Below are 20,101 nucleotides of genomic sequence, written 5' to 3'. Positions count from 1 at the left end.
CAGGTGGCCATTGTCTCCTCGGCTGACTGCAGTGGGCAGTGCCACACCAGACCGAGACCGGCCGCGGACGGGCCTGCGGACGCCGCGGTACCAGGGGATGCTGTCCCAAGGGATCGGGCTCGGCATAGGTTGGGTTCAGGTGATCAACGATTCGGGGGGTTGGGCGTGACAGGTCGGGATCTCAGGGCACTGTTCAGCTCCAACGATCGCGGCTTGACGACAGCGGAGGCGTTCACGAACCGCCAGACGCAGTGGGAGCTGGTCGCGGCCGCGCTCACCGAGCACCTGCGCCACACCGCCGGCCCCGCGTTCGACGTCGAGGACCTCGAGGCCCCGCGGAACAACCTCATCGTGTTCCACGGCGTGGGCGGCATCGGCAAGACCACCCTGTCCCGCAAACTCGAGGCCGCCCTCACCAGCGCCGAGCACCGCCCCGCACAGTGGGGCCAGCCCACCTGGCCGGGCGAACGCATCCTGCCGGTGCGCATCGACCTCGCCCGCTCGGCCGGCACCGACTTCGAGCAAATCGTGCTCACCATCCGCCTCGCCCTCGCCGAGCTCGAACGCCCACTGCCCGCCTTCGACATCGCGCTGCGCCGCTACTGGGAGCACAACCACCCCGGCGAACCGCTGGAGGAGTACCTGCGCCGGGGCGGCCTGGCGCGGTTCGGCAAGGCCGGCCAGCAGCAGATGCAGTCCGCGCTGTCGGACGTCGCCCAGGCGCTGCTGCTGCCCGGCACCGTCGGCTCGGCGATCGGGCAGGTGACCGGTGCCCTGGTGGGGGCTCTGCGCGAGCGGCGGCAGACCGTCCGCGCGCTCGCCGGATGCACCCGGCTGACCGACCTCCTGGAGGCCGAGCCCGACCTCGATGCGCTCTCCTACTATCCGCATCTTCTGGCCTGGGAGCTCGCCCAGCTCCCGCCGGACAAGGCCGTGACGCCGGTGATCCTGCTGGACACCTTCGAAGACACCGGCGACCGTACCCACCGCGACCTCGAACGCCTCATCCAGCGGGTGGTGTGGCTGATGCCGAACGCCTTCTTCGTCATCACCGGCCGCTCCCGCCTGCAATGGGCCGACGAAGCCCTTCAGGGCCAGCTCGACTTCACTGGCCCCGCGGCCTGGCCCGGCCTGGTCGCCCACGACATCCCAGCAGCCCGCACCCCTTCGTCATCGGTCGGCGGCCGCGCACGGCAGGTGCTGATCGGCGACTTCTCCCCCGAGGACTGCGACGACTACCTCGCCCGCCGCCTCTCCCGCGACGGCCAGCCCCTCATCGGCCCGTCCGTGCGCGAGGTCATCACCCGCCGCTCGCACGGCCTGCCTCTCTACCTCGACCTGTCGGTGATGCGGTTCCTGGAGCTCCGCCGCTCGGGCCACGCCCCCAGGCCGGACGACTTCGACCAGGACTTCCCGGCCCTGATCGCCCGCACCCTGTCCGACCTCACCCCCGACGAGCGGCACGTCCTGCGCTCGGTCGCCCTGCTGGACGCCTTCGACGTGGCGCTGGCGACCCGGGCCGCGGGCATGGCCCACGAGGCGCCGGCCACGCGGCTGGTCGAGCGGCCGTTCGTCAGCGAAGACGCCTTCGGCTTGTGGCCGTTCCACCTGCACGGGCTGATCCGCTCCACCATCCGCACCGCGGATGACCGCACCGACGACCGTTGGTCACCCCGCGACTGGGCCCAAGCCGCCCAGCGGGCCCTCGACGCGCTGGGCGAGCAGTGGAACACCAGCCCCACCCAAGGTCGGCTCCTGCTCATCGGCTGCCTGCGCCAGGGCCTGCGCCTCGCCCGTGACCACCGTCTCGAGCTCGGCTGGCTCGCGGACGCGGCCTGGTCCTACGTCAGCGACTCGATCTGGGAACCGCTCGCCCCACCCGCCCCACACGAGCCGGCCGCCGGGCTGGAGACATCGGCCGACGCTCTGGTCGAAACCCTCAGTGCGCTCGGCCGCCGGCAGCACGAGCACCGCGAGCGCACCGTCGACCGGCTCACCACGGTCGTCGACACCGGCCTGCTGCCCACCGACCTGCACGAGATGGCCGTCTACTACCGGGCCAAGGCCCAACGCGACCTCGGTCGCTCCGACGACTCCCGCCGCGGCATGCAGCTCGTTGCCGACGGCGGCGGCCGCCTCGCCGCCGCCGCCCGCCGCGGCCTGGCCCACCTCGCCCGCCTCGCTGGCGACTTCCCCACCGCCCTGGCCACCGCCCAGACCCTCGGCTGGGCGGGCCGCCACCACCGCGTGATGGGCGACCTGTGGTGGGTCCAGGGCGACATGACCCGCGCGGCCGCCGCATATCAGGCCGCCCGCGGCGAAGCCGAGCAGCACGGCATCGCCGGGGAGCGAGCCACCTGCCAAGCGCAGCGCGCCTTCGTCCTCTCCTTCGCCGACCCCGACCTCGCCGACGACGAACTCGAACTCGCCCAGCAGATGCTGTCCGGGCTCGACCTGCGCGCCACCGGCCTCACCACCCAGATCACCGCCATCCTCCGCGACGCTGGAACCACTACCGGCGACATCGAGGACCGCGCCAGCATGCTCCGCACCGAGATCAACGTCGCCGGACTGACCTCCGCGGGCGCCACCCTCGAGCTTGCGATGGCCTTCCACTACGGGGTCGGCGGCGACCACGACGCCCTGCTCGCCGCAGTCTCCCGGCTACGCGAGCTGACCCGCAGCGGTGACTACGCCTACTACCTCGACCTGGCCCACTTCATGGGCGGCCTCGACCTCCCCGCAGAGCCCCCCGCACAGGCACGGTGGCTGGACGGAGAGCAGCAAACCCGCCGGCGATGGCACGGCCTGGTCACGGCCCGACGTGACCACCTACGCGCAGCACAGTGACAGACGACCTTCCGCTGGCCAGTCCATGCCGTTACCTCAACCCTCGGCGTTCAGCAGCTGGATCTGCACTGAGAACGCCGGCGGCCGCCATGAGGAACGCTTGGTATGGCCCGCGGAGCGCCGAGCGCGCCGCTTCGACGCGTGCCTCGGCTTCGGCCCCCGCATCGTAGGCAGCGTCGCGTACAAGCGCCATCACATGATCGCGGTCAAGTGCATAGAGTCCGAGGTGTCCTTCGATGCGCTCCGTCCCCTCCTCGACAGCTTGCTCGAACTCGGCGGTACTAAGGCTTCCCTCGTTGAGCTGTTCACGGGCCGCCTGTAGCGCCTCAACCTCGACAAGGAGAGATTTCAGGGTCTCCGCACGATGCACAGCCGACTGCAATTCCGTCTGGAATTCGGCGGCGTCGTACTGGTCCGCAGCTCGAGTGACGAGGCTGCTCACCTGGGGTCGGGCCCCAGGTGGAGTCCTGACCATGTCGGTGATTCTCGACTCGGCCGCAGCGGTATGGAGCTTCTGGGATATCCGGAACCCGGCCTCCGCTTGCCTAATCGCGTCAAGGGAGGTGTCGAACACCTCGTCGCGGGCTGCGCGAGCCTGGCGTATAGGGACAAGCTCAGCAAGGGCGAGCAGGAGTTCATAGCAGGCGTCCCGGACCTCATGAGCGATAGCAGATACGGTTGTCGGTCCTTCTAATTCGACCTCGACAAGGTGCGTTGTCAGCTCACGCCAGGCGATAGTGGCAGGTGACGTCGTACCGATGTCGGGACTGAACGGACCAGCGCCGCTGTACTGCTGCGAAACGCGATCGAGGTCGTCGGCAGCAGTGAGGAACGCGGCGTACGCATCTCGGCGGCCGACGCGTTGCATCTGTGTGAGGGCGCCAATCCGGGTTGCTTCGGCCTGGACGTGTCCCGCCCGGGCCTGCATACGTGCGGCGGCGAGGGTACCGACGATGCCAGCAGCGCCTAGGGCTGCGGTGATAACAGTGGAATCCAGTTCCATACCGAAGATCCTGGCGGACCATCCTCCCCGCACATGCGCCGTCGCCGGAACTGACCACGTGGCACGCTCATCCGGCGCGCCCGGCCGGTTCCTCATCGTCGTGCTGATCGCGATGCAGCCACAGTCGGCGTCAGAGGCCAGGCCATCTCTCCTGGATAATGATCCACTCCTTGCGGGCGTAGGCGCGGACCGCATCCCGTTCGGCGTCAGTGCAGCCGTCCTTCAGAGCAGGCGGGATATCGCCAGTGGTGCTGGTCCCGTGCTGATGGTCGTGGCACACGAGTTCGTCGGCGACATCGGATGCGTCGGTGCGCAGCTGCACGTCCCTCGGCGGGTCACGGTCGTCTTCCTGGTAAGGGCGTGGCAGGTAGCTGCCGTGCCCGTGGCACAGGGCGAGCGCGTCCAGGACGGCCGCGGTCTCCAGCAGGTCGTCCCGGCACTCCAAGGCCAGGCCGCTGACCTCGGCGTTGATGAGCTGCTGCTGACCGGCGGAGTTCGCGGCCGTCAGGCGCTGACGCTCCATGGCGTGCATGTACAGCAGGGCCGGGACGAGTTCCCCGATGCGGACCAGGTGCTTCCCGTACGCGGCCTGAGCTGCCCGGCTGGTCGCCCAGCCCGGCCACGGCTCACCCGGCGAAGCTCGGTGTGCGCTCATACCCAGGGAAGCTACCGACCCTCGGACGAGGGCGGAGCCGGAACGGGCCATCCTGGTCTCGCCCGACGGGTCGAGTACGCCGGACCCGGGGCCCGTAGTCATGCCCGTCAGGGTGACCGGATTCGGCTGGGTCAGGGAGCGGTGTCGGGGTCGATGCCCTGCGCACGTGCGAGGGCGAACAGGACTCGCTCGATCGAGTCCAGACGCTGGGCTATGGACCGGTCCCCCGGCGCGCCGACGGCGTTGGCGAGGGAGTCGATGTTCCCGAACGCCGTACGCTGCTGCTCGCCGATCGTTGCCAGCTGCTCGCTGTGCTCCGCAAGCGTCCGGCCGGTGCGGAATGCTTCCGCTTCCAGGTCCCGCAGCCGCTGATCGTGCGTCGCCGTCTCATTCGCCATGTCCACCATCCTGACAGACTCCCCGCCCCGGCCGACCATCATCAGCCGCTCGGGCACACGCCCCTCCCAGAGAGCTGAGCGGGGCTCTCTCGTGCGGCGGCCATGGGGGCGCGCCAGGGTGTGTGCTGTACTTCCGGGCGCAGGCCGAGCTGTGGAGGAAGTGTTCCCGGCGGCCGGAGGGCACGGCGGCGAGCGCGAGGAGAGTTTGGAGGGGGCTAGAGGTCCGCGAACGGCGGGCAGATGTACGTGATGGCGATCAGCTGTAAGCGGGGCAGCGGCAGTGCCAGCATGAACCCGTCCTCGAGGAGGGGAAGGCGCCGTACGCCGCCGGCGACTCCTGGACGCGGGCCTTCGCCGATGTCCGTGACGTCGATCCCCATCTCGGCCAGGTCGACGAGCTGTCCGGCGAGCCTTTCCACTTCAGCGACAACGCGGTCAGGAAGTCCCTTCGCCACGTGCTCGAAGTCGGGGTCGTACTCCCACCGCCATCCGCTCTCGCCGGTCACCCGCCAGCCCGCCGGTCGATACCCGCTTCGTCCGCCGCCTCGTTCTGGATGGCGGACACCTCGGCGGCGATGGCGCGGGCCTCCGTCAGGTCCTCCACTTGCGCGGCGCGTGCCTCCAGCTCGCGCAGGCGTGCTGCGCGGGCGGGGTGGCGCTCGATCGCCACGGTCAGCGCCCACTGCCGCAGGAATCGCCGCATCGGCGCCGCGTCCACATGCTCACGAGCGGCCGCCATCGCCTTCGTCCGGTCGGCGTCGAATGCGGCCACCTGGCTCGGCGCGATCCGCACCAGCGCGGCACGCAACTCCTCCGCGGTCGCCTTGGGCTGCGGGATCAGGGGGCCGTGTCCATCGGCTACTGCCTCGCTCATGCTGCCTCGCTCCCTGTCGTGTCCCCCACGATATCGCGCTCGCTGAGCGATGAACCGGCTTCCCAGCGCACGTCGAGAGGTCCTGGACGGTGTGCTCTCGTGCGGCTGGAGATTCGCCCGTGCGCGCCAGGGCGTTGCCGTGTGCTGTGCTTCCAGGCGCAGGCCGAGCTGTGGCGGAAGCATTCCAGGCGTTCGGATGAACCGGTCTCCGGGACGAGTACCTGAGTCAGCTGGGACTCAGTTCCGGGTTTGACAAGGTCGCAAAAGCATCGTCCAGAGCTTCGGCGAACCTTGTGAATTCCCGATCTCCGAGCCCGGCCCAGATTGTCTCCATTACCCGGGCCGCCCACTCCGTCCGACTAGGGATGGGATGATCATTTGAGACCTGCGGGCAGAGAGTGCAGTAGAGGAAGTGGAGGAACCCTGCAGTCTTCAGGGTTCCCGGAGTCATGTACTGCTCGTGAGCGAGCTTTACAGCCTTCGCCAAAGATTCCGGTTGTGACGCACCATAGAACTGGCATGCCGTTTCAAACAGTCTCCAAACGGGCTTCCACTGCTCATCGAGGCGCGGCCTCCCTCCACCCACTGGAATGGACCCGAGTCGCTGCACGAATTCGGCCTGTAGTTCCGCACGGTCCAGGATGTCGTTGAGATTCATGAACCGACCCATATCGAGATGAGCGCTTTCCTGGAACATGGCCCGCCGACGTTAGCGACGCCGTTCACCTAAACGCAGGAATGGACTATGTCGAGTCCGGGTCTGATCTGTGGAACCGATCGGCACGGATTGACCCAGCCGGGGCGCAGATGCCGACGCCTACGTGCCCGTCGGAAGGCACTCCCGAATCAACGCCGTCAGGTGCCCCGGGTGAGCGCAAGCTTCCGAGGCGTCCAGATCCACCCAACTCCGCAGGACGCCGTCATCGCCGACGTCGGCAAGCCGCACGAGGTTCCATGACGAATCACCGCGGCGGAACTCCCACGGCGAGCCTGTGTTGTCCGACAGCGCGATCGAGCAACCGCACCCGAAGCCGCCGTCGTAGTTCTCTGCGAGCTCGGCTTCGTCGTGCACATGGTGGTCCGTACACAGCGTCGCAGCGCTGCCCAGCAATTCAGCCACCGCTGCGATGGTCTCGTGGGCGTGTGCCGGGAGCCGCCCGAGGTAAGGGGTCTCGGCGAGCGCTCGGACTGTCCGCTCCGCAGCGACGGTGGTGGCCCGCGCTTCTTGACCGGCGCCTCCTAGACCCATCTCGGCGTCGTTGAGGTTCGGATGCTCACTGTCATTGAATTCCGGGATTACAACGTCTTGGCGGGCGTCCATGACGTGCAAGTACTCGCTCAGCTTCTCCAAGGCGGTGCCGGCCGCTTCGATCTGAGCAAACAGAGCCGAGGCAACGACAGCGGCTTGCTGCGGTGTGTAGAGCGCCCACTCATGGTCCAGGCCATCAGCGGTTGCCTCAGCTGCCTCAGCTCCCGCGATTGCCATGGCGATCACCTCGTCTGGGTCATCAGGACCATCATCATCGGTCACCATACGAATTCCACTGCAGACGTCACCGATCAGTCGCCGACTGTCCTTGGCATCGTCCGCTGACACTCCTCGCCACAGATCGAGCCATCCCCTGGTTTCGTCCATGACTCCTCCATGAGCCGAGCTACGCGTTCGCGGCCTCTGCCGCCCAACTGCGGACGATAGAGCGGTGTGGCACCAGATTGCCCTTCGACACGACCAGCGTCGGCGACCCGCGGCGGACCGGGCGGGCAGTAATCGGACAGGGCGAGCCTGGCGAGCCGAGGGGTTCGGCGGCTGCGGCGCGGCCGGTCGCCCTGCTTTTCTCCGCCGACCGCAGCCTGTCCACGCGGTGGCATCCTCCCGGCGCGCTGAGGGCTTGGCGCGCCGGGAAGTTTCCTCAGGCGCAGGTGGCGAGCATGCTCTCCAGGGCCGAGCGCTCGGCGGTGTCGATGGTCAGGCCGTAGGCGTGTTTCACGGAGATCCAGGCGCGGCTGTAGGTGCAGCGGTAATTGGCGAGCGGCGGTTGCCAGCGTGCGGGGTCCTTGTCGGCTTTCGACCGGTTGGAGCGGGCGGAAACCGCGACGAGCTGCGAGTGCACGAGGTCGTTGGCGAATGCGCGGCGGTCCTGCGTGCTCCATTCCGCCGCGCCGGACCGCCAGGCCTCCTTGAGGGGGACGACGTGGTCGACGTCGAACTGGGCGGCCGCGTCGGCCGTCACGCCGTCGTACGGCGAGACCCAGCGCCCTAAGGTCGCGCGGCACTGATCGTCCTTGGCGACGTCTTCGCCGTCCCGGGCGAGGACGGTCTCGCGGGTATCGCAGGTGCCCTGCTGGATGATCCAGTGGGGGAACTTCGCCCGGCTGTATCCAGGCACGTCGTCCTCGGGCGCGACGGTCAGCTCGGCCAGCTCCGCCCGGGCTTCCTCGGGGGTGGGCGGTTCTGGCAGCTCCGCCGCGGAGACTGGAACGTGTGCGAGCGGCGCGGTGCTGGGGGAAGCCCAGCTTGAGGGAGCAGTGACGGTGAGGCCGGTGGTTGCCAGCACGGTGGCCGCGGCAGCGGCCCAGCAACGGATCATCATGACCGTCACCGTGGCGTGCACCATCACGCCGAAGTCTTCATTTGAGCGGCTTTCACCCCAAAGGGCGTGCGCAGGAGTACGAATCCAACCGCTCTCAAGACCATGTGGATAGGGAGCCTCAGCCCTCGGGCTCCCCGGCGGCCAGGTGCCGCTTCGCGAATTCGTCTTCCTCCGGGTGCCGCCGCAGCCGCGCCAGGGCCCAGGCGGTGCGTGCATCCGGCCAAGAGCCCGGCCGCCTGCGGCCCGAACTCGCCCTCCCGTGTCTACCGACTCACTAGCGCCCTCCCGCAACTTCAGGTCGGCGCCGCGGACGTCCGCGCCGGACCTCCGGCGGGCCTAGAAGCGGCCCTCCTTGTCCAGGTTGATCAGCATGACGATCCACACGGCGGCGGCCCGCACCACGCCCAGCGCCTCAATCCGGGTCAGCTCCACGTCCTTCTGGCCGCCGCCATGGCGCACCCAAGGCATCGCGGAGCCGTAGTTGTGCAGCTGGTTGATCGCCTGCCACAGCGGGGTGCGCTCGCCTTCGGGGAACAGCCGGCGAAGCCCGGAGTTGATGTCCTTCTGCCCGGAGGCGATCTTGACGACGCCCTCCAGGGTGTTGACAGCCAACGCGACGGCCTGGCGGTCGTCCCCGGCCTTCTGGGCAGTCAGGGCTTTGGACCAGTTGCTCCGGGCGGCGGCGTACTTCCCGGTGAGCAGGGTCAGCGGGCGGACGGTGGCGTCCTGGACGTCCAGTTCCTCGGCCCCCTCGTCGTCCTCGAGGAAGGAGCCGTCGACCATAACGAGCGCGATTTCGGCCTCCTTAAGGATCTTGTTGACCCGCTCGTCGTAGGTCGACGATCCCCACATGCCGTTAGAGGTCAGGGCCTGCTCCAGCAGGTCGAAGACCTTGGGGTCCGGCAGCCGCTGCAGCTGCTCGTTGATCCATTCGGGCAGGTCCCTGCCCCACAGGCCGGAAGGCACCGGGATGTCGAGCCAGGCGGCGAGGGTCGCGACCGCCTCCTCCTCCCGGGCGTGCACGACCTCCTGGAGTACTCGGCGCAGCCCGGGCGGGGCTACCTCACGTTCGTGACCCAACGTCAGTCCTTGTGCTCGGCGTGGTGCTTCGGCCTTCATTGTCGCCGAGCCGGCTGCCGGGTTCAGCCCGTTTCGTACGAGGGAACCGCTCCGGACGACGCCGGGCGACGGGTGGCGTGCGTTCCCGGGTCCGGCGGAGCGGCCCAGGAGCGGCTGCCCTGCGGTCCCAGGGATCAGGCCGTCGGGTCAAGTGCCATGCGCTGCCCGTGCGCGTGGCTGAGCAGGTACAGCGCCGCCTGCAAGATGAGCGCGACGTGGTGCTTGGGCGGGGTGTCGGCCAGGCCGTGGAGGATGTCGTTGCGCAGGTTCATCCCGCGGTCGGGGTCGACCAGGAGAAGTTCCAGCGCTCTGCTCCAGTCCGCCGGATACCCGGCCTCCGGCATGCTCTGCAGGAGCTTGCCCAGCAAGTCGACTCCACCGGGGCTCTGCCCCCGGGCCACGGAGACGACAGGAACCCGGGAGCGCAGGAGTTCCCGGAGGATCTGCTCGACCTGTGGCAGCGCGACGCACGCCGCGGCGTCGAGTTCCTCCAGCCAGTAGTAGATGAAGGCCCGGGCGAGGGTTCGCGCGCGGGGCTCGGGCAACACCGTCTCATGCACCAGAGCGGCGATCATCTCGAACTCGTCGGGACGAAAGCGCTCGTGGATGCGGTCGAGCTGAAACGCAGTCAGCATCCCGAACAGCCCCAGGCCGCGGACCTGCATCGCCACGGCGAGGTCGTCGTCGGCCTCGACGGGCGGACGGACGAAGACCGGTCCGGCCGAGTTGACGCGCGAACGCGGGATCTGCAGCAAACCCTTGAACGGGCTGTCGGTCTCGGCCTCGATCTCGGCTTGCGCGCGCAGCACGGGGTGGACGTCCGCCACGGTTGCCCACAGCGCGGTCAGCAGATCCGGGGCAGCATCGACCCGGGCCCGCTGCCCGGCGATCACCGCGCGCGGGATGGTGCCCTCGGTGCGGATGGAAGTCCACTCCAGCTTGGTCTGCTGCAGGGCCATCTCGGCACGTGCCCGCAGTTCGGGCAGGCCCCGCTTCCGCGCCTCGGTCGCCGCCCCCGTCAGGAAGTACAGGCGGCGGTGCCCGGCGTCGGCGGCCTCCGCGGCGTCCAGGAGGGTCTGGACCACAGCAGTGTCGATCTCCGTGTGGCGGCTCTGGGGCGCGTCTTTCCGCAGCACATCGAGGAGGCCGATCCGGGCGTCCACGTCGTGGGTGCAGAGGCTGCCCGCCTGCTCGGCAAGGTCCGCGACGTCGTACTCAAGGGTCTGCAGCGCCTGCAGGACGACCAGCAGGGCCCGCCCGTCGTCCTCGGCTCCAGCCAAGAGCAGCTCGGCGAGGGCGAGGGCGTCCGTGGTCGCGCGGTCACGAAGGTCGGGTTGCTTGAACTTGAGGGCCAGCTCCCCGGCCCTCTTCAGGCACAGGGCGGCCCGTGCCCACCCGTAGCTGTCCTGGGAAGCGGCCAGTAGAAGCTGCGCCCCATCGAGGTAGCCGGAGGCCGCGCCACGGACGCGGTCGGGCTTGCGGCCGTGGCCGGCATCGAGCAGCAGATGATGAAGGTGGCCGCGAAGGAGCGGATCACCCACGCAGTCCGCGTACAGGCTCCAGATCTCCAACTGGGCCGGCGTGGTGGGCGGAATCGGCGGCACCTCCCCCGCCTCCTTCCGGGCCTTCAGCACCTCAGACGGCCGGCGGCGCAAGGCCGCGACCAGCGCATCCCGTTGCTCAACGGCCATACTCGAACCGACGTCCATGGCCGCGAGGGAGAACGCGGCGGCTGCGTTGGAGACGGCGTCCTTCGCCGCCGCCATGAGCGCTGTCAGCGCGCTCGGCTTGATCTGCTGCACGGGACCTCACTTTCGTCACCAGCAGTATCGGAGCAGCCGGGGTCCGAGCGCACCGATTTTCGTGCGCCCCGGCGGGAAGCCCACGGGTTCAGCGGCCGGGTCAGCACGGCTGCGGTGACCGGCACCCCGAACACGGCCACCCCGCGCAGTTACGCCTCGTCGGCGTCAATGTCGTACAGACCGAAGCGGAACCGCGCGGCGGAAGGAGTCGGAGTAGTGGTGCTCGACCACGAAGGTCTTCGATTCCTTCTCCGGCAGCAGCTCGACCGCGTACCGCCGGATGTCGAACCCGCCCTCACCGACGTGACGGAAGGAGTGCCGTCGACCGTTCCACCGCTGGCACCAGTCGGAGGCGGTGGGAACCTCGGCCAAGCCGTCGAAAGGGTGTCTTGGACGGTAGTCACGGCCGCGAGCGCGGCGTCGTCAGCAGAGCGGCAACACGTGGAAACTGTCCGCAGAATCCGTCTGTACCGCTGCGCGGGGATTCAGAGTGTTACGAAACCCGCAGACAGCCGAGGCGGCGCCGCAGGTCAACGACCTGCATGGATAAGCCGTTAGTCCCCAAGCGCCTGGCGTGGCAGACTGCTGTCTGCAGCGGACACACGTGTATCCGCACCACTCCTGTTCCCCTTGGGCGCGGGAGTTTTTTTATGCCCCGCGCGGTCGCGTCCCGCCCGTCCCTGCTCAATGCCTTATCCACAGCCCCGGTCGACAGGCCGGGGCTTTTCGTGTTCCTGGAGGTTGTAGTGCATGCGCTGTCAGCCGGTCCGCTGACCAGCCCCTTGGCCTATGTGCTCTGCGTAGGCGCGGTAGTGATCACGCTCACGGCCCTGGTGGCCTGGGCCATTCGGGCAGTACTAAAGAAGGCCCGATCTGAAGATCTTCCGCTCGTCCTGGTCGGCCTGAGCCATGTGATCGGAGCCCTCTCATGCTTTCTGCCTTGGGGAAAGTGGCGGAACGTCTCCGGGCAGACCCCAGCTTCGCCGGAGACAGCCGCAGAGACTGGGCCTGGCGCCACCGCTGGGGTTGCTCCGACAATCGCAGTCAACACCGGAGCGCTGATGGTCACCCAGCCGGCATTGCCGGAGCAGCGCAACGTGGTGGTCGAACTCCCCGCCGCGGAAGGAGGCAACGAACGGTGAAGCGGCAACGCATCTTCCGGGATCCGACTGCTGCCCGCGCTGATGTCAGCCCCATCAGCGATGTACTGGACACCCTCGACGAAGCCGAAGCCACTCTATGTCTCCTGGTGGTCGTGCTGGACCAGCCACTCTCACGCGTGACACGCCTGCTCCAGATGTCCGAGAAGGAGGCGGAAGCGAAGCTGGCCAGGGTCACATCGCGACTGCGGCACCCCAGCCGTTCCCAGAAGATGAACGATGAACTCAGCGACGGGCCAATCCCCGTCTCGGCCGAGTTGCGCAGTTGGGCACGCGAGATCTCCGCAGCACTGTTCCACCAGTGTGCCCAATGCGAGGGGCCATTCGTGCCGTCAAACTCACCGCGCGGTGGACGTCCCCGCAGGTTCTGCTCGGATGCCTGCCGACAGGCTGCCTACCGGAAGCGCCGAGCTGCTCCAGCGGAGACGCCGCAACAGCCGTCTCCCGTTCCCCGCTTGCCGGGCAGACCGAAGTGGAAAAAACCGCGCTCGCCGTCCTGCTCGGCACATCACAACCGAGAGCGAGAGGGCCTCCAAATCTGGTTGCTTGGGTGCTCCCGATACCGAGGTCATCTTGGGCAGCATTTGTCGCTGTGCCAGCTCAAACAGGGTGACATGGCCTGGGTTTCCTGGGAATCGCAGGCCGACAACCTGACCCGACACGCTTTGTGCGCCGCCACGTCAAGCGCAGGATCTTGTGTCCTGCCAGAGGGGCATCTGGGCACTCACCTCTTCGGCAAGGCTCCCTTTGGCATGGCCACAAACCCTTGGCGGCTGCGGGGAGACTTAGAACAGGTTCATATGGGCTTGGACCTCGCAACCGTGGTACGGCACCGGCTGTCAGCTCCGCCACATGTTGCGGACGGCTCCTGACCACACAGATCACGGCCGCTGGCGGTCTACTTGCACAGGCCGCCGGGGCCGAGATCATTGGAGGTGAGCATCACCAGGTGTGCGGGATCTCGGTTCCGCTAACTCACCTAACTGGTACGGCAGGTACGGCAGGCGTCGCCTTGCGCGGGGTCGTAGGGGGCACCGCAGCCGCAGCGGGGCCAGCCGAGGCAGGTGGGGCACTGGGTATACGGGTCGGCGACGGGTCGGCCGCAGGTGCCGCCGCGGCCTTCGCATTCGCGGTGCGGCGGCCGGTAGACGATCGCCTGGGCGGGGGTGCGGTCTGCGGCCACGGAGGCGGCCGGCGCCTGGTCGTCGTCGAGCTGGTTGTCGTGGTGGGGGCCGTGGCCGGGCAGGAGCCATCCGCCGCGGCAGACGCTGCACGGCTGGTCGTCCTCGGTCGGCCGGTCGGCGGGGGCGGGGTGCCAGCCGTCCTCGCATCGCCCGGCACACGCCGTGGGGGCCAGCAGCCACATCGCGACGTCGTCGGGCCGGTAAGGGTCGTCTCCCGCGTCAGCCTTGCGTTCGAGGGGCCGGTTGGCCCAGGTGGTCCACCAGCGGCGTTCGATCCGCGCGATGATCCGGGCGGCGGGGTGGCGGAGCAGCTCGTCGCGGACCGTCTGCGCGACGGCGGGCGGCACGCCGCCGCCGCAGGCGTGCAGCAGCTTGTCGGGGAGGGCGGTGAGGACGGCACGGACCGGATCAGTGGTGGTGGCCGTGTGCTGGCAGGCGGCGCACTGGTCCCAGGTGCGGGGGTAGTAGATGCGGGCCCAGCGGCGGCTCTTGTCCTTGCGCTGGTTGGGCTCGACGCGGGTGGTGGTCTCGGCGGATGCCGGGCGGGGCGGGAGCGGGGCGGAGCAGGTGCGGCAGCGGCCCTGGCAGCCGCGGCAGGGGCGGCCTTCCTGATCAGTGACCGCCTGGCACACCGGACACTCGCGGCGGCAGACCTGGCACAGGTGGTCCTCCGGGTGCGGTTGCGGCAGCCAGCGGTGTTCGCCCTGGCAGCGCACGCATTTGCGGGTGTCGGTGTCCTCGCGGTGGGTGTGGAGGATGGGCCGCCCGGGGCACTGGTCGCACCGGACGAGGGGGCGGTCGGTGTTGCGGTGCAAGATCATGCGGCGCTCCCGGCGTGGTGGGCGGAGGCGAGTTGGTCAGCGAAGCGGGTGGTGATGGAGCACCAGGTCGCGGTCGCGGCGGATACCCGGCGGGCGTGCGCTTGGGCGGATTCGGACTCCTGGGCGGGCTGGTAGGCGGCGTGGGCCGCGGTGCGGGCGGCCGGTACCGCATCCGGGGCGATGTCCGCCAGGGCGAGCAGCTGCTCGCGTACCGGGCCGGGCAGGACCGCGTCCTGGTCAACACGACCGTCAACCGGTACGTCCTCAGCCTTCACCGAGGAAGACGATGCTGCTGGAGACGACACCGGAGGCACGGGCGCCGATGGGGCGGCGGGTTGCGGCAGCGGGGCCACGAGGGCGCCTTCCAGGGCCTGGCGAGCCTTCCGGGTCTGCCACACGGCCAGTTCGCACTCGTCACAGCGGACCCGGTCAGTAGCCCGCCCGCGAGTCAGGTTCGAACAGCCACGCTGGGCGCACGGCACCAGCGTCATCCCGCCGCGGGCGCGGGGCAGACCAACGCTCAAGGCCCAGGACAGGGCATCCCTGCGGAAGGCGTAGGGCCGGTCCGGATCTCCGGTGGCCAGCGGCCGCAGCCGCTCCCACAACCGTTCCGCGATCAGCGCATCGGTCGAGCCCTCGGCCAGCAGACCCCGCACCAGCCGCGCCAGGACCTGCTGCTGGTAGCTGTTGGGCGACGGGATGATCGCCGACAACCCAGCAGCTACCTGCGGGACCCGACGCGACAGCGCCCCCAGACAGGAGAAAGCGGGCGAATGCGGGGGGTTGGTCTGTTCCGCGCGCAGCGCGCTCCCCGGACCATCGGGTCGAGGCACCGTGGCAGCCTGCTGGTGGACCTGGTCCTCGCGCGTGCCCGCGCGTTCCGGCCGACGGCAGGACCTCCGAACGGCTTCGCCGGAAAACCCACCATCATCCGCACCATTAACATCCTCAGTAACCACAGAAGCGTGGTCAGCGTGGAGCTCTGCAGTACCGGCGAGGTCTGCAACAGCCGCCGACTCGCCCCCACCGGCACCGAAATCCCCAGCATCCGCACCGGTCTCAGAATCCCCGGCGGCGCCATGATCTCCGCATGCAGTACCGGCGAGGTCTGAAAACAGCGCCTTGACGGCCGAGTGAGCCTCCCGAACGCCATACCCGTGAGCCTCGGCAACCGGCATCAAACGCACCCGCGACTTCCCGTTCAGGCCCGAGCCGGTCTTCCGTCGCTCGACGTCCGCGACGCCGTGCTCCTCGAGCCGGGAGAGCACCTTCGCCCCGGCCGCCGCCGAGCAGCCCAGCAGCCGCGCCACCGTCGCCGCCGGACGCCCCCTCGAGGTGTCCACCCTCCCCGGGCACAGCTGCAGCCAGCCCCGCCGGTTCGTCGACAGCGCCATCAGCAGCAACCCCAGCCGGTCCGTGGCCGCACCCCGGCCCGTACGCGCAGCCAGCAGCCCGGCCGGAACCGGCTCCTTGTCCTTCGGCGCCCACCCCGGACCGAACAGCACCTCACACAAACGCAGCAACACCGCCAGCTCTGCCTTCGACAGCGCCAGCGGATGCCCGGCACCCACCTGACGGGCCCGCCACAACGGCATCACCAGGCAGTCCAGCCCCGTCGGATGCCCCTCCGCATCCCTCACCACCCGCGTACGCACCGCACCCGACCGCCGCAACGACGGCAACGCCGCGTGATGAGCAGTCGACTCCGACACACCCAGCCAACGGCCCAGCTCAGCCCCCCAGATCGACGTCAGATTGTCGTCCGGCCGGCCCTGCGGCGCCCGGGACTTCGCATACAGCACCACCGCCCCGAGCCGCCCCGTATCCGGCACACCAGCCAGCGACGGATCCCCGAGCAGCGCGAGCACCGCCGCGAGCAACCGGGCACGCATCGTCTTCGTCAGCTGGAGAGGGTTGCCCAGCTCCAGCTCAACTGCCGGACCGGCCTGCCTCGGCACCGACCGCAACCGATGCCGAGGTGGCCGCCCGGGCGCGGTGCCGCCGACGGAGTTGTCGACGGACCTTGGGGAGGCGGCCCGCGCCGCCACGGCACTCACCCGATCTCCCGTACGACGACGGGGACGGGCACCAACGTGTAAACGATCATCTGACGACCCTGGACCGGATCGCCTGTGGACAGATTTCGCCGAGCAGCAACCGACAGGGCATGAGTCTGGAGGGGCCCGCGAGGCGCTCGGCCCCGCAGCACGGACGAGCGGGACGCTCGGTGTGCGGAGCCCGTGTGACGCCGAGAGTGTGTGATGTATGTCACGTTCCCGTGGGAAGGGACGCCACCACACACGGGCATTCCGCCCGACGGGATCCGCCGGACGCCATGGCGGAGCTGACAAGTCAGCCCGAGGTCGTGCACTATGACAAGACCTCCTGTTCTTACTAAGCGGTGGACACGAGGCCCGCTCCGAAAGGAGCGGGGTACTGCCGGCCCTGCCAGGCCGGTACTGCGGAACCAGTCCTTGCCAAGGGACCGGGTACTGCGGACGCGACTCCTGCCAAGGAGTCGCGAGGGAGCCCTTGCTGAAGGGGCTCCGGAACTTCGCTCAGAGCCGGGTGCCAACCCGGACCGAGCCAGACGGGCCGCACGGGCCGCTATGTGGTTGCAGCCACAATGCGGCCCCGGCCGATGACCTAGGTCATCCCAACCCCCCTGATCCGGAGGCTGGCGTCAGTACGCCCAAACACCTGCCGGTGAGGTGGCGTGATCACGTTAATGATCAACGACGAAGATGTGCGCTGAGGTTCCCGGCAACGGGTACGCTGCATTCCGCGATCACCTCCCAACAGGTGCCTCGCCCGGACGGGAATTCCCGCCCACGAGCCCCCCATGGCCTTGCCCGGCCTGCGGGGGCTCTTTGCATTGCTGATCAAGTCACCGATCACCCTAACCTCCGGGCGTCGACACCACGAGCGACGGAAACGCTGCATGTCCAAGAAGGCCCGGAATGCCCAGCGAAATTGACCGTTCGTCGGGAAAGTGGGGCACCCAGCAGCCAACACTCTCCGCCCGTGCGCCTGGTCGCATCGTCATTGGTTCTCGGACCGATTCGGGCCACCAGAAATGGTGCACTCGGGCTTTGCCACGGTGTCGAAGTGTTCGCTCAAGCCATGGTCACTTCGGACAGCCGGCCGCTGAGCCGCCCAGCCGGAGACGACGCTCGGGTCCTGTGACGTGCGAACATGCTCGAACCCTTGGTTCAGGTAGTAATTGTGGAGCTGGGGGTTCGTCGTCCAGGCATCGAGGCGGAGTAGCTGAGCGCCTTCTCGGGCGGCCCGATCCCCCGCCCAGTCGAGAATGCGAGCGCCGAGTCCTGTCCCAGCGTGGCTGCGGTCGACCGTCAATTTATGGACGTAGCGAGCTGCTTCCGAACGCTCTTCTGGGGTCCAGAGTCGGATGTCCGCGTCTTGGTCGAGGGTGACCGTTGCCGCTGCGTCAGCCTCCATCGACTCCTTGATCAGAAACACCTCTCCAGCTCGGATGCTCGAGAGTATGTGTTCGGCAGGGAACGGCTTTGACCATTGATCGATGCCCTTCGGCGCCAACCAGGCTGCGCTGTCCGTTCGGAAACGCAAAAGCCGGTCGATGTCCGCTTCTTCGGCGCGAGTGATGATCATTCAGCACCCCAATCGGTACGGGGGCGCTGTTCGAAGTCCGCGGGGTTCTTGACGCGCTCGTACACGATCACATGTCTGTCGCCCGGCACCACGTTGACGGTCACCTGCATAGGCGAGTCGTCGGCGGTAAACGAGGTCACGATGTGTTCGGCGACTGGAGTGCCGGGACCAAGCTGGAGTCGGCGCACCTCCTCCGGCGTGGGCATTCGCACGTAGATCTCATCGAGTGCTCGGACCAGCTCCGAGCCGAGCTCCGCCAGGACTTGATTGGTACCCCGGGGCACGTCGGCAGGAGTCATCCAGTCGCTGCCCTGCACAAGGGAAAGCGGCACATACGAGTCATTGAGGTTGTAGGCCTCGCCGTCCAAGCGACGCGTGCGGCGCCGAGTGGCGACCAAGGCGCCCTCACCAAGCTGAAGGCGTTCACGCACTCGAGGGGCGGCCTGAACGATCGACACCTCGATGTCCTGGCTGGGACGACGCTCGTCACCGTCCGTGGTCAATAGATGGGTGTAAATATCAACTTCCGGCGGCTTGCGCCGGAACTCGCTCTGAGGCCGGTAGACCAGCGGCCGAATCTCCCGAACGAAATAGCCTCTGGGCCGCTGCGCAACGATCAGCCCTTCGTTGACCAGCACAGACAGGCCCTGCCTGACGGTCGAGCGAGCGGTGGTCTCGTACTTCTCGCCGAGCTCCGCCTCGGTGGGGAGCTTGCTGCCCGGCGGCAGCGTGCCGTCGGCGATCTGCGCCCGGAGGTCGTCCGCGATGCGTTGGTAGATCGGTGTCGTCGGCCTCATGACCCAAGTTCTACTCTGCCGAGATCGTCATTGTCTAGTCAATCGAAACGATCTGTGCGTTCGCCTTGACGTCTGCTGACTCACAGTGCCAGCATCGCTGCGTCAGGCATTGTCTGGTCAATGCGCATCATCTGTGTGATGCGTAGTGGCTGATCTTTGCTGTCCAGGCCTCGAGAGGAGCACCACTTCATGAACCTCACCCGCCGCCCCGCCGCCAGCCTCGCCACCGAGTACTTCGACGTGGAGACCCAGGAGCTGCTGGACGAGATCGAGGTGGAGCTGCCGGATTTCGGCGACGTCGCCCCGGACGTCGCGTTCGGTACGCCGCTCTCGATGTACGAGGCCGGCCCCCTCCCCCACGAGCGGTTGGAGGGCCTGGACCTGGAAGCGGCGATCGAGGCGATCGAGGCCCGGGAGGCCCGGATGACCGCTGCCCGCGACATCGCGGCCGCCGACCCGAGCGTCGCCCGCTTCGTGCGCGAGCGCCTGGTCGACGTGCTCCTCCCCTACGCCGCGCAGCTGCGCATCGCGCCGCCGCCCGCTGAGCCGGTGCCGCTCGCGGCCTGATCTCCCCCGCCGGGTCTTCGGACCCGGCTCCCTCACCCGGAACCGCCCCTGGCGGCGCCGGATGTGGGAGCCGGAACCGTCGGTGACCAGCACAACTCAACAGAGTGATCCACCACGGATACGACGGCTGTGACCACACCGGCCGAGGTGAGTGGAGACCAGTCGGCCACCTCCCGTCAGGGATACGAGCCGACTCAAAAGAACGGATCTGGCCGAGGGAACGGACGCCGGTAGCGCGAGGACCCCGAGAGCGATAACTCGGGCGAGCGGGACAGAGGCACAGGTCCATATCGCACAGCACCGCAGGGCACGTCGTCTCCCTGTCCCGCACCACCGGACACGCCCCTCGGGCGCGTCGGAGCCGAGGTTCCGGCTCTCGCAAGACGACCACGCAGCGGCGGAAGAGGCCGCGCACCCCAAGCAACTCGCAGCCCCGCGCTGCCCAGTCGTTCACCGCCTGCCCCTCGGGGCGGCCGGTGAGCGGTGGAGAGCGCGGAGGAGAACACGCCTTGAACTCAACGCTGAGCTTCCTGCTCTGCCTGTCCTCCCCGGACGCGCTTGTACGACGCGGGCCGGGGACGGCAGGGGGTGGCAGGACCGCCCTAACGAAGGCGCGCCGCCCGGGGGGCCACCCGGACGGCGCATACAGG

At 68.6% G+C, this 20,101-nt stretch carries 17 protein-coding genes; 3 read left to right on the top strand and 14 right to left on the bottom strand.

The window, feature by feature from the left end:
- Positions 1-165: 165 nt before the first annotated feature.
- On the top strand, positions 166-2,850 hold the full coding sequence (locus ACWC5C_RS38890) for an ATP/GTP-binding protein (protein ID WP_450883548.1): 2,685 nt from the start codon (positions 166-168) through the stop codon (positions 2,848-2,850).
- A gap of 31 nt (positions 2,851-2,881) precedes the next feature.
- Here the strand turns inward: ACWC5C_RS38890 and ACWC5C_RS38885 are convergent, their stop codons facing one another.
- The 10 genes from ACWC5C_RS38885 to ACWC5C_RS38840 form a co-directional block, all read right to left on the bottom strand.
- Positions 2,882-3,853, bottom strand: a complete 972-nt coding sequence (locus ACWC5C_RS38885; RefSeq protein WP_450883546.1) for a hypothetical protein — start codon at positions 3,851-3,853, stop codon at positions 2,882-2,884.
- A gap of 130 nt (positions 3,854-3,983) precedes the next feature.
- Positions 3,984-4,508: a hypothetical protein gene (locus tag ACWC5C_RS38880; RefSeq protein WP_450883544.1), complete on the bottom strand. Its 525-nt coding sequence runs from the start codon at positions 4,506-4,508 to the stop codon at positions 3,984-3,986.
- 131 nt (positions 4,509-4,639) lie between these two features.
- Complete coding sequence (locus ACWC5C_RS38875; protein WP_450883542.1) at positions 4,640-4,906, bottom strand: hypothetical protein; 267 nt, start codon at positions 4,904-4,906, stop codon at positions 4,640-4,642.
- Positions 4,907-5,121: 215 nt separating this feature from the next.
- Complete coding sequence (locus ACWC5C_RS38870; RefSeq protein WP_450883540.1) at positions 5,122-5,412, bottom strand: hypothetical protein; 291 nt, start codon at positions 5,410-5,412, stop codon at positions 5,122-5,124.
- Positions 5,409-5,780, bottom strand: coding sequence for a DUF6247 family protein (locus tag ACWC5C_RS38865; protein ID WP_450883538.1), 372 nt, complete (start codon positions 5,778-5,780; stop codon positions 5,409-5,411). The genes ACWC5C_RS38870 and ACWC5C_RS38865 overlap by 4 nt, the downstream gene beginning before the upstream one ends.
- Positions 5,781-6,597: 817 nt before the next feature.
- Entirely contained in the window at positions 6,598-7,416 is an 819-nt protein-coding gene (locus ACWC5C_RS38860; protein WP_450883536.1) for a hypothetical protein, read from the bottom strand.
- A gap of 274 nt (positions 7,417-7,690) precedes the next feature.
- Positions 7,691-8,395, bottom strand: a complete 705-nt coding sequence (locus ACWC5C_RS38855) for an HNH endonuclease family protein (RefSeq protein WP_450883534.1) — start codon at positions 8,393-8,395, stop codon at positions 7,691-7,693.
- A 312-nt stretch (positions 8,396-8,707) separates the two neighbouring features.
- On the bottom strand, positions 8,708-9,451 hold the full coding sequence (locus ACWC5C_RS38850; RefSeq protein WP_450883532.1) for a hypothetical protein: 744 nt from the start codon (positions 9,449-9,451) through the stop codon (positions 8,708-8,710).
- Between the two features lie 173 nt (positions 9,452-9,624).
- On the bottom strand, positions 9,625-11,292 hold the full coding sequence (locus ACWC5C_RS38845; protein ID WP_450883530.1) for a hypothetical protein: 1,668 nt from the start codon (positions 11,290-11,292) through the stop codon (positions 9,625-9,627).
- Positions 11,293-11,457: 165 nt separating this feature from the next.
- A complete protein-coding gene (locus ACWC5C_RS38840) occupies positions 11,458-11,664 on the bottom strand; it encodes a hypothetical protein (protein WP_450883528.1) in 207 nt (68 codons plus the stop codon).
- A gap of 278 nt (positions 11,665-11,942) precedes the next feature.
- On the opposite strand from ACWC5C_RS38840, the gene ACWC5C_RS38835 reads away from it, so the two are divergent.
- Positions 11,943-12,434, top strand: coding sequence for a hypothetical protein (locus ACWC5C_RS38835; protein ID WP_450883526.1), 492 nt, complete (start codon positions 11,943-11,945; stop codon positions 12,432-12,434).
- A gap of 997 nt (positions 12,435-13,431) precedes the next feature.
- Here ACWC5C_RS38835 and ACWC5C_RS38830 read toward each other — a convergent pair.
- From ACWC5C_RS38830 to ACWC5C_RS38815, 4 genes are all read right to left on the bottom strand, one after another.
- Positions 13,432-14,457: a hypothetical protein gene (locus ACWC5C_RS38830; RefSeq protein WP_450883524.1), complete on the bottom strand. Its 1,026-nt coding sequence runs from the start codon at positions 14,455-14,457 to the stop codon at positions 13,432-13,434.
- Positions 14,454-16,415, bottom strand: coding sequence for a hypothetical protein (locus ACWC5C_RS38825; RefSeq protein WP_450883522.1), 1,962 nt, complete (start codon positions 16,413-16,415; stop codon positions 14,454-14,456). Before ACWC5C_RS38825 ends, ACWC5C_RS38830 begins: the two co-directional genes overlap by 4 nt.
- Before the next feature lie 1,084 nt (positions 16,416-17,499).
- Positions 17,500-18,087: a GNAT family N-acetyltransferase gene (locus ACWC5C_RS38820; protein WP_450883520.1), complete on the bottom strand. Its 588-nt coding sequence runs from the start codon at positions 18,085-18,087 to the stop codon at positions 17,500-17,502.
- The gene (locus tag ACWC5C_RS38815) at positions 18,084-18,884 is read right to left on the bottom strand and encodes a GntR family transcriptional regulator (protein ID WP_450883518.1); all 801 of its coding nucleotides are present in this window, start codon (positions 18,882-18,884) and stop codon (positions 18,084-18,086) included. Before ACWC5C_RS38815 ends, ACWC5C_RS38820 begins: the two co-directional genes overlap by 4 nt.
- A gap of 189 nt (positions 18,885-19,073) precedes the next feature.
- Between ACWC5C_RS38815 and ACWC5C_RS38810 the strand changes: the two genes are divergently transcribed.
- Positions 19,074-19,451, top strand: a complete 378-nt coding sequence (locus tag ACWC5C_RS38810; RefSeq protein ID WP_450883516.1) for a hypothetical protein — start codon at positions 19,074-19,076, stop codon at positions 19,449-19,451.
- Positions 19,452-20,101: the final 650 nt, after the last annotated feature.

This window comes from Streptomyces sp. NPDC001700 (assembly GCF_053596435.1).
This window is presented reverse-complemented; position numbering and strand designations above follow the sequence as displayed.

Excerpts from the sequence above, each read along its gene's own strand:
- ACWC5C_RS38885 (WP_450883546.1), bottom strand. The coding sequence starts at position 3,853 with ATGGAACTGGATTCCACTGTTATCACCGCAGCCCTAGGCGCTGCTGGC.
- ACWC5C_RS38880 (WP_450883544.1), bottom strand. The coding sequence starts at position 4,508 with ATGAGCGCACACCGAGCTTCGCCGGGTGAGCCGTGGCCGGGCTGGGCG.
- ACWC5C_RS38875 (WP_450883542.1), bottom strand. The coding sequence starts at position 4,906 with ATGGCGAATGAGACGGCGACGCACGATCAGCGGCTGCGGGACCTGGAA.
- ACWC5C_RS38865 (WP_450883538.1), bottom strand. The coding sequence starts at position 5,780 with ATGAGCGAGGCAGTAGCCGATGGACACGGCCCCCTGATCCCGCAGCCC.
- ACWC5C_RS38860 (WP_450883536.1), bottom strand. The coding sequence starts at position 7,416 with ATGGACGAAACCAGGGGATGGCTCGATCTGTGGCGAGGAGTGTCAGCG.
- ACWC5C_RS38855 (WP_450883534.1), bottom strand. The coding sequence starts at position 8,395 with ATGGTGCACGCCACGGTGACGGTCATGATGATCCGTTGCTGGGCCGCT.
- ACWC5C_RS38835 (WP_450883526.1), top strand. The coding sequence starts at position 11,943 with ATGCCCCGCGCGGTCGCGTCCCGCCCGTCCCTGCTCAATGCCTTATCC.
- ACWC5C_RS38830 (WP_450883524.1), bottom strand. The coding sequence starts at position 14,457 with ATGATCTTGCACCGCAACACCGACCGCCCCCTCGTCCGGTGCGACCAG.
- ACWC5C_RS38820 (WP_450883520.1), bottom strand. The coding sequence starts at position 18,087 with ATGATCATCACTCGCGCCGAAGAAGCGGACATCGACCGGCTTTTGCGT.
- ACWC5C_RS38815 (WP_450883518.1), bottom strand. The coding sequence starts at position 18,884 with ATGAGGCCGACGACACCGATCTACCAACGCATCGCGGACGACCTCCGG.
- ACWC5C_RS38810 (WP_450883516.1), top strand. The coding sequence starts at position 19,074 with ATGAACCTCACCCGCCGCCCCGCCGCCAGCCTCGCCACCGAGTACTTC.